Genomic DNA, 2,674 nt, shown 5'->3' on the forward strand with positions numbered 1-2,674 from the left:
CACGCTCCTCGTCGGCAGCGTCAGATGTGTATAAGAGACAGACACTCTCAATTCTGAAGAGCCCGATTTCACCATTTACCGAAACAACGGTGGAATTCCAGGCTGGGTAATGCTTGGCATCCGTCAGGAGCCGCCAGATAGTGGATGGCGGCGCGTCGATGGTGTTGGAGACCCGCGTTTCACGGCTGAAGGTCTTACTAATAGTGGTGGCAGTACCGTCGGACATATTCCGTCTCCTCTACGCGCGAAATGCGGTGATGGTTTTGATGCTACAGCGGCGCTGCTAAATTGAAACCCATGAATTGGGGGCTCAGTAAAACCGGCGCTGTGATCACTACCGGCGTGCTGCTGGCTGTCTTTGTTGGCGGTTGCGCCGGACCCCAGCCGGGGACGGCTCCCCTCCCCGTTTGCGAGCCTACCCGCCCGCTACCGCCTGCTGAGGGAATTCTTGCCGGTGTGAACCTGGACTGGGAGCACGAGACTCTTGAACAATATGCGGCCAACCTGGGTAAACGGCCAGCTGTAACCGTGACTTTCACCGACTTTCCCATGTCCGATACCGACAAAAAGAACGTCGACGCAGCCTTTGAACAAATCCGCGCCAACGGCGGAACGATGCTCCTCACCCTGGAGCCCAAAGAAGGACTGGCGGCGGTGACTTTGGAGAAAGCTGATGAACTAGCCTCCACGTTGGCTCGCTACAACAATGCAGGCGTTTCCGTGATCGTCAGGTTCGCGCACGAAATGAACGGATCTTGGTACGCCTGGGGGCAGCAGCCCGTTGCGTATGTGGCTGCCTACCAGCGAATCGCTGAAGCGGTCCACTCCAAGACCGCCGGCAGCGCCATGATGTGGGCACCGAACTATGGTGGCGGGTATCCCTTCAGCGGCGGCCAGTATCAGGCCTTGGCCGGCACTCCTGACTTCGCAGCGCTGGACACCGACAAAGACGGCACGGTAACCGGAGCCGATGATCCGTATGCGCCCTACTACCCCGGCGACGACGCAGTGGACTGGGTGGGCATGTCCCTTTATCACTGGGGCAACACTTACCCGTGGGGTGCGAACGTCATCCCCGAGCCGGGCAAATTCCTTCAGCAACTCACCGGCACTTACAACGGCGCCGGCGGAAATGATCTGGCCGTCCCCGACTTCTACGCCGAATACGGAACCGCCCGGAACAAGCCCGTTGCCATTCCCGAAACCGCAGCTCTTGCCGTCGCTTCAGGCGCGGGCGACAACGTTTTGGCGATCAAAGAGGCCTGGTGGGGCCAGCTCTTCGATCCCGCCATCCCCCGGGGCTACCCCGCCCTGAAGATGATCAACTGGTTCGAGTGGGACAAGAAAGAGGTTGAGGTCAAGGCCACCGTGGACTGGACAGCAACCAAGGACCCGCAGGTTCGTGCGGCCTACACCACGGCGCTCCCGGGCTGGTTCACATTCGCCGAAGCGCCTACTGAGTGCACCCCTGCGGAAAGCCCGGCTTCCTGAGCCTGGCCGTGACGGCGCCGTCGTCAGATGAGGTGGCGGCAGCAACGCTGTCGTACGCGTTATCCCGGCGTTGGGGCCAGATGTTCTGCGCGTTTGCTGCGGCAGCTCTGAAGTTACTTCCATCAATCACGATGGAGCTCTGGTCGATGCAAAGCCACTTCCATTGGGCCAGCAGTCGAATTTCTCCGTCAGACGGCAGCCGCCAGCCAGCCGCGTCACCAACCTCCGTGGTCAATACAACTAGCCCGCGTGACATCCTGAAGTTCAACGCCGAACAGCAACTGCAGGTCCGCGCTGCTCGGACCCTTCACCGGGCCATGCTAAAAAACCGACGAGTGAAGGGCGGACCATTCCTCGTCAGTCTCTTCATTCCGTCGAACAATCCACGCTCTTTTTCTCGTTCTTCGCCCATCTTTTACGGACGCTCGATCGCGTCGGCGCCTTCGAGCCACTCCGTAGGTTCAGCGCCAAGTCCAGCAGCAACAGCCGTGGCGGTTTCACGCCACGAGGTCAATTCCGCTATGGCCAGATGGGGCTGATCTGTGGCAAAAGATGCCCTCGCAGCTGCTAAGACATCAGCTGCGCACTCCTCTCGGTCGGCTGGGCTCAGGGCAAGCATCCACGGGAAGCGATCGCTCATGCCTGCAGCAAGCGTCCCCTCAGTACTGGTTGAGACGGCAACGAGCTGCGCCGCCAATTCCAATAATGATCGACGTGCGGCGTCTGCGCTTTCCGACATCAGCACCAGGGACTCACCGTCGCGGCGAGTGACCTGAACAGGATGGTCGGCAGCTGCGGCGAACACCTCCGCAGATGAGCGGCTGAGTTCGGAGGACTGGAAAGAAGTCCGGGTTTTGACGGACCCGGAAATCCGCGAGCTTCCAGAGGAACGAGAAGTTTCGTGTGGTTTCGTCGCAGCGCTCATAGTGTCCACAGTAACTCAGAATGTGTTCTGAAGTCGAAGGATGCTCCAGCCGCTCCCGCACGCTGTTAGCTGTGTTGTGCCGGGCGTTGGGAATTGTGATCCGCTGCCGCTCCGCGTCCGCTTCGAACTACTCTCAGCCGAGCATCACCCCACCCTGGCAGCAGCACTTTCCCACTACAGCGTCCAGCCGGATCCAAAGGGGCCCTTCAACCGTGCGGTCCTTGCCTTATGTAGAGGATTGATACCTGTCTCTTATAC

At 59.8% G+C, this 2,674-nt stretch carries 3 protein-coding genes; 1 reads left to right on the forward strand and 2 read right to left on the reverse strand.

What is annotated here, in order from left to right:
• A partial coding sequence (locus ACLRGI_RS23330) for an SRPBCC family protein (RefSeq protein ID WP_419203807.1) occupies window positions 1–226 on the reverse strand: 226 nt, incomplete at its 3' end.
• Window positions 227–297: 71 nt separating this feature from the next.
• Here ACLRGI_RS23330 and ACLRGI_RS23335 point away from each other — a divergent pair.
• The gene (locus tag ACLRGI_RS23335; protein WP_419203808.1) at window positions 298–1,491 is read left to right on the forward strand and encodes a glycoside hydrolase family 26 protein; all 1,194 of its coding nucleotides are present in this window, start codon (window positions 298–300) and stop codon (window positions 1,489–1,491) included.
• A gap of 415 nt (window positions 1,492–1,906) precedes the next feature.
• On the opposite strand, the gene ACLRGI_RS23340 is transcribed toward ACLRGI_RS23335, so the two are convergent.
• A complete protein-coding gene (locus ACLRGI_RS23340) occupies window positions 1,907–2,416 on the reverse strand; it encodes a prevent-host-death protein (protein WP_419203809.1) in 510 nt (169 codons plus the stop codon).
• Window positions 2,417–2,674 lie beyond the last annotated feature (258 nt).

Origin of the sequence: Paenarthrobacter sp. PPS72 (genome assembly GCF_048537125.1) — a bacterium.
GTDB classification, from domain to species: domain Bacteria; phylum Actinomycetota; class Actinomycetes; order Actinomycetales; family Micrococcaceae; genus Arthrobacter; species Arthrobacter nitroguajacolicus_E.